The 5,935-nt window shown below is 64.4% G+C and carries 6 protein-coding genes; all 6 read right to left on the bottom strand.

Annotation, left to right across the window (positions count from 1 at the left end; translation table 11 throughout):
* Positions 1-15: 15 nt before the first annotated feature.
* A complete protein-coding gene (locus VJS90_RS20205; RefSeq protein WP_324123403.1) occupies positions 16-549 on the bottom strand; it encodes a heme-binding protein in 534 nt (177 codons plus the stop codon).
* A gap of 67 nt (positions 550-616) precedes the next feature.
* Positions 617-1,108, bottom strand: coding sequence for a heme-binding protein (locus tag VJS90_RS20200; protein WP_324123402.1), 492 nt, complete (start codon positions 1,106-1,108; stop codon positions 617-619).
* Between the two features lie 135 nt (positions 1,109-1,243).
* The gene (locus tag VJS90_RS20195) at positions 1,244-2,431 is read right to left on the bottom strand and encodes an L-dopachrome tautomerase-related protein (RefSeq protein ID WP_324123401.1); all 1,188 of its coding nucleotides are present in this window, start codon (positions 2,429-2,431) and stop codon (positions 1,244-1,246) included.
* Between the two features lie 39 nt (positions 2,432-2,470).
* Complete coding sequence (locus VJS90_RS20190; RefSeq protein WP_324123400.1) at positions 2,471-3,859, bottom strand: MFS transporter; 1,389 nt, start codon at positions 3,857-3,859, stop codon at positions 2,471-2,473.
* 56 nt (positions 3,860-3,915) lie between these two features.
* Positions 3,916-5,118, bottom strand: a complete 1,203-nt coding sequence (locus VJS90_RS20185) for a mandelate racemase/muconate lactonizing enzyme family protein (RefSeq protein WP_324123399.1) — start codon at positions 5,116-5,118, stop codon at positions 3,916-3,918.
* Between the two features lie 131 nt (positions 5,119-5,249).
* Positions 5,250-5,935: substrate-binding domain-containing protein (locus VJS90_RS20180; protein ID WP_324123398.1), on the bottom strand; the 686-nt coding region annotated here is incomplete at its 5' end.

The raw sequence follows: 5,935 nt of genomic DNA, 5'->3' as shown, positions 1-5,935 counted from the left end.
ATGGGTGATGCTCCGTCAAGGTTGTCGGGCGGGAAGCGTTTTCTCGAACGCACGGGCCAGTTCGGTGGCGAAGCGCTGCTCCTGCGCATCGCTGGCGCCACCGGCGATGCCGATGCCGCCCACCGGCTGCCCCTCCTGGCGGATCACCACCCCGGCAACGGCGGGCAGGATGCCGGGAATACTGCCGAGCTGCAGGTTTTCCTTGCGCGCCAGGTCGTAGAACACCACGGTGTCCACATCATTGACCGCCGCCGAGTTGGCCTTTTTGATGGCCGCCTCGATGCAGCCTGGGGCAGCGCCATCCATGCGTTTGAAGGCCAGCAAATAGCCGCTCGCATCCGTCACCGCGATGCACGGATGCACGCCCTCGCTCCGGGCCTTGGTGACGGCGCTGTCCAGCAGCGCCGTCGCTCCCGCGAGGGACAGGTTGAGGCTCGGGCGCAGCGCGGCGCCGGTATCGGCCGCCTGGGATGCGGGGGCGATCATCATCGCCACCAGCGACGGCAGCAGCAGGCGCGCCAGTGCGCCCGGTTTCAAGTACAGGCTCATGATTGTTTCCTTTCGAACGTTGCAACCACGCCTCCTGCCGTGATGACCAGGCAGGAGGCCTCCAGGCTCAGCGGAACGTGGCCGAGACGTCCTCGGCCAGTTTCTGCTCTGTCAGGTCGGTGTCGCCGCTGATGCCCACGCTGCCGATCACATTGTTGCCGTGCTTGACGACCACCCCGCCCACCGCCGGCAGGATTCCGGGAATGGTGCCGATCGCCAGGTTCTCCTTGCGAGCCAGGTCGTAGAACGTGACGGTGTTGATGGCAAACCGCGCCGCCGAAGTGGCCTTGGCCATGGACGCTTCGACGCACCCGGCATAGGCGCCTTGCATGCGGGTGAAGGCCAGCAGGTGGCCGTCGGCGTCCGTGACGGCGATGCAGATGCTCATGTTGCGCGAGCCCGCCAGTTGCGTCGCGCGCTCCGCCAGCTGCTGGGCGGCGAGGGTCGACAGGTTTTCCTGGGTCACCACCGTGGGCGCCGGGGTGGCCGCCTGTGCCGGTGCGAACGAAGAGGCAAGGGCTGCGAATGCCAGGGCGGCCATGGTCATTGTTGTTTTCATTGTCTACATCTCCTGGTTTGACGCCTGCGCGAACCGTCGCGCAGGCGAGCGCGACCCGCGAGTCGCCGGAGCGCTCGCAAGATCAGTCGGGTGTGGAAGAACGGCCGGTCGCGTCAGCGCGACCGACCCGATGGGCTATTTAACGGCGGCCGACAACGGCGTGCCTGACACCGGCGGCACCTTCTCGCGCGAGCCCAGTGCAGCAGGCAGTTGCACCTTGTAGAGTTTGAAGGGCCGTTCGAGCGCATCCTTGCCGCCCGGCCCGCGGTTCGACGCCATGCGGGCGCTCTGCGGTACCGGAATATAGAGCTCTCGCTGGTCGGAGATGATCATCGCATCGGGGTTCCATAGCCGCGGGTCCTCGGCGACCACCCGCACAGCCCCGTCCGGGGCAAGGACGCTCACCCTTGGCTTGTCGTACTCGCCCATGTAGACGTTGCCTGCACTGTCCATGGCGGTCCCGGTCAGGGGGCTGGTGTCATGCACGAACTCCACGCGTTCGCCCAGCGCCTTTTCACTGAGCCGGGTGTCCCGCAAGGCTTGCGTTGGCACCCGCCAGAGCGGTCCGCTCAGGGGTTGGTAATACAGCCACTGCCCGTCCGGGCTGATCTCTATCGGGTCTGAATGCACCTGGTGATCGCTGCCATCGGCCAGCAGCAATACCTGGCCACCCTCACCAATGGGCCGTCGAGCGGGGTTCATCTGCGTCGAAGGATGCCCGGCCAGGCGCCTGGTCGCTTCGCCCGTGCGCAGGTTGACCACGATGATCGCGCCGAGGCCGGAATCGGTCACATACGCATGCTCGCTGTCCAGGCGCAGGTCATTGAGATTGGCCCCGGCCGGAAGCACGCTGGCGGGCAAGGAGATACTGCGCAGCAGCTTGCCGTCACGGGTATCGAACTGCAGGATCTTCTGGCCGGCATTGATGCCCTCGGGCCCTGCATCCTCGCCTTGGTCAATGGCCCAGAGGGTGTCGTCGTCAAAGATGTGGATGGTATTGATCTTGACCAGGGCATGGCTGTTCGCCTTGCCCGGTGCCCAGTCATTCCACTGGCCACCAGGAAAAGGCTTGAGGCTGCCATCGGCAAGCACCTCAGCGATCGACGGGGTCTTTTCGAACCCCGGCCAGCGCGGCAGGCCCACGAACAGCCTGCCATCGGTGGTCAACGCGACCGCGTTGCACAACCAGTCCAGGCGCGCCACTTCGGTCAGGGGCTGTCCCACAGACGGTAATGGGCTGGCGTGTGTCATGGGGCCGTAGGCCAGTGCAAACGCGCAGCTTGCGATTCCCAAGGCTCGGGAGAAGTGTCCAGACATGTGCATCATGATTTTCCTTATCGTGAGTGGCTGCCCAGGGGCGGACTAGCGCGCAGCCATGGAGCCGAGGTCAGTGTCCGGCCGGGTATCGTCCTGTACCGTTGGCGTGTCGTCCGGACGCTGCAGCGGCCCCACGATGAACAGATAGCTGACGAACGCGCCAACCGCGTTGAGCGCTACATAGATCAATGCGCCGTTGAACGAGTTCATCGACTGCACCATGTAGCCGATCACCACCGGGGTGACGATGCCCGCCAGGCTGCCGAACGTATTGAAGATGGCGCCGTTCATGCCGATGCTGGCCTTGGGCGAGACGTCGGCGATGATCGCCCAGCCCAGGGCGCCCATGCCTTTCCCGAAGAACGCCAGGGCCATGAACACCACCACCAGCAGGTCGGTCTCGACGTAGTTGCACAGGATCATGCTCATCGACAGGGCCATGCCGATGAAGATGGGCAGCTTGCGCGCAAGCGTCAGGGAGACGCCCTTGCGCAGCATCCAGTCCGAGACCATGCCGCCGCTGATGCCGCCCACGAAGCCGAAGATTGCTGGAATCGCTGCCAGCAGGCCGGCATCGAGCAGCGATAGCCCCCGCTGCTGCACCAGATAGACCGGAAACCAGGTCAGGAAGAAAAATGTCAGCGTGCTGATACAGAACTGCGCGAGGTAGATCCCCAGGAACATGCGCTGCCTGAGCAGCGCGCGCGCCCGCTCCCAGGTCTGCCTCCAGCCTTCGCCCTTGTCCGAGCGGACCGCGTGCTCGCGCAGGCTGGCGCCACCTTGGCGGATGTCTTCGAGTTCGCGGGCGCCCAGCGTCGGGTGATCGACCGGCGCTTTGATGCGAAGGATGAACACCATGCCCATCGCGATGCCAGCAATGCCCATCACATAGAAGATCCACGGCCATCCCCAGCGCGTCGAAATCCATGCCAGCAGAGGCGTGAACACCACCGCCGCGAAGTACTGGGAGGAGTTGAAGATCGCCGTGGCAGTGCCTCGCTCGGCGGTCGGGAACCACATCGAGACGATCTTGCTGTTGGCCGGAAAACACGGCGCCTCGGCCATCCCCACGAGAAACCGCAGGAGAAATACCGCGGCGAAGGCCATGCCTACCGGCATCATCGCGACCGTGCCGATCAGCCCCGTGAACACCGACCAGGCAAGGATCGCAAGCCCCAGTACCTTGATGCTGCCAAACCGGTCGATCGCAAGCCCTCCCGGAATCTGCAGCATCATGTAGGCCCAGGCGAAGGCCGAGAACAGCCAGCCCATCTGCGCGTGCCCCAGGCCCATTTCGGCCGCAAGGCTCGCGCCGGCAATCGACAGCGTTGCACGGTCGCCCTGGTTGATGATCATCATCACGAACAGCAAGGCAATGACTTCATAGCGCCGGTGCTCGGCAATGAAACGGCGCAGGGATCCTGTTTTTTTCATTTTTGTTCTCGGTACCGGAGGGAGAGTGGCAGGCGAGCGCGGCCCGCCTGAATCGCCTAGCAGCGGGTTTCCCGGATGATCGCGTCGGCGCGGCGCCGGACTTCAGGCCGCAGGGCGGTGCCCAGCCCGGGCAACCTGGGCGCATGGGCGAAGCCGACATCGATCCGCGGAAGGTGCGTGACCAGCTCGCCGTACCAGGTGGACAGCGACGCCCTGACCACCTCCTGCAACACCGCGGTTGGCGCGTGCAAGCCCAGGTGAAGCCCGGCGAACAGTGCCACCGGCCCGGTGCAGTCGTGGGGGGCCAGGGGCTTGTTGTAGGCTTGCGCGAGCGCGGCGATCTTGCGTGCCTCGGTGAAGCCGCCACACCACACCAGGTCGAGCATCAGGTAGTCGAGGCTGCCCGCGTTCAGCAGCTCGCGATAGGCGGTGCTGCCGCCCAGTGTTTCACTGGCGCAGAGGGGGACGCGGGTGCGGTTGCGCAGGTCGGCGAGCGCTTGCGCATCGTCCATCTTGCACAGCGGGTCTTCCACCCAGTAGAGATCGAAGGGCTCCAGCGCCTCACAGATGCGCAGCGCCGCGGTGGTGTCCCAGAGACTGTGCAGCTCGCACATGATCTCGATGCGGTCACCCACCGCCTGACGGATCTGGCGAAACGCCTCGCAGCCCTTGCGCACTTCGTCCAGGCTGATGGTGTTGGCACCCGGCTGGCGCGCGAACTGATCGAACGGCCAGATCTTCATCGCCGTGTAGCCTTCCTCCACCAGGCTGACGGCCAGGGCCCCCGCGTCCCGGCTGAACGCCAACTGGTCATCGTAGGGGCCCTGCGCCCGGTCCGCCGCGGTGATCTCGCGCCGTGCGCCTTGCTGGGTGTTGAACTCGTAGCCGGCGCAGGTGTTATAGACACGGATGCGGTCGCGGCAGGCGCCACCCAGTGCTTCATGGATGGGGATGCCGTGGCGCTGCCCCTTGATGTCCCACAGCGCGATGTCCACGGCGCTGGCAGCGCGAATCTCGGCGCTGGCGCTGTGGTAGCCGATGTAGGGCGTGGTGAGCTCGACGGAAATCGCCTCGATCTGCCTGGAGTCACGGCCGATCAGCCCAGGGGCGATCAACTCGTGCACGGCGGCTTCGACAGTGGCAGCGCCGCGGAAGGTCTCACCGAGGCCGATCAGTCCTTCATCGGTCTCGATTTCCAGCCAGATGAGCTTGGGGCGCTCGGGCAGGCGCAAGGTACGTACACAGGTAATCTTGGACATTATTCTTATCCTGAATCCATTTATCCTGAATGGTATCGTTACCATTTCTGGATAAAAAGCTAACGCAACATCTGCATGAGAACAAGCCCCATATGGCTTTAATCAGGAAAAATGAGATTTTGTTAGCGTTATCAGGGAAGCGCAGTTGTGGTGGCACGCTGGACCAGGCGAAAGCCGATATCCAGCGTTTTCGGTGAGTCATCCAGCCCTTTCAGGCGATCCAGCAGCATTCTGGCGGCCATTTCCCCCATCAGGGTGCCGTCGACCTTGACCGTCGAAAGCGCGGGAAAGGTATGCGCCGCAAAGCTCATGTCACCAAACCCCATCACCGCAAGTTGTTCTGGAACCTGTATGCCTCGGGCCGCCGCTTCGGTCAGCACGCCGTGGGCGATGGTGTCTGAGGTGCACACCACCACCCACGGTGTCTCCGGGCTGGATTTGTGGTGCGCAAGCAAGGCAGTCAAACCCTGGCGGCCCTGCTCCAGCGTCGGCAAGCCTTGCCAGGTCTGCCGCGGGACTTCGGTGATCCCTTGCTCGGCGAGGGTCCTGATGAAGCTGTCGGCACGCCGTAACCCACGGGGATCATCGACTTCCAGCAAGGTGAACCGCCGGTACCCCTGGCTCACCAGGTGTTGCGCGACTTCGCGTCCGGCCTGTTCGTGGGAAAATCCGACCAGCATGTCGATGGGTTCCGCGGTCAGGTCCCAGGTTTCCACGACCGGTACGCCCGCGGCGCGCAGGCGATTACGGCTGGTCGGCGTGTGCAGCGTCCCGGTCAGGATGATTCCGTCCGGGCGACGGCTGAGGATCACTTCGA

It is taken from the genome of Pseudomonas sp. (assembly GCF_035277045.1).
Lineage (GTDB): Bacteria > Pseudomonadota > Gammaproteobacteria > Pseudomonadales > Pseudomonadaceae > Aquipseudomonas.
Note: the sequence above shows the minus strand (reverse complement) of the source record. Positions and strands in the feature narration are given on the sequence as shown.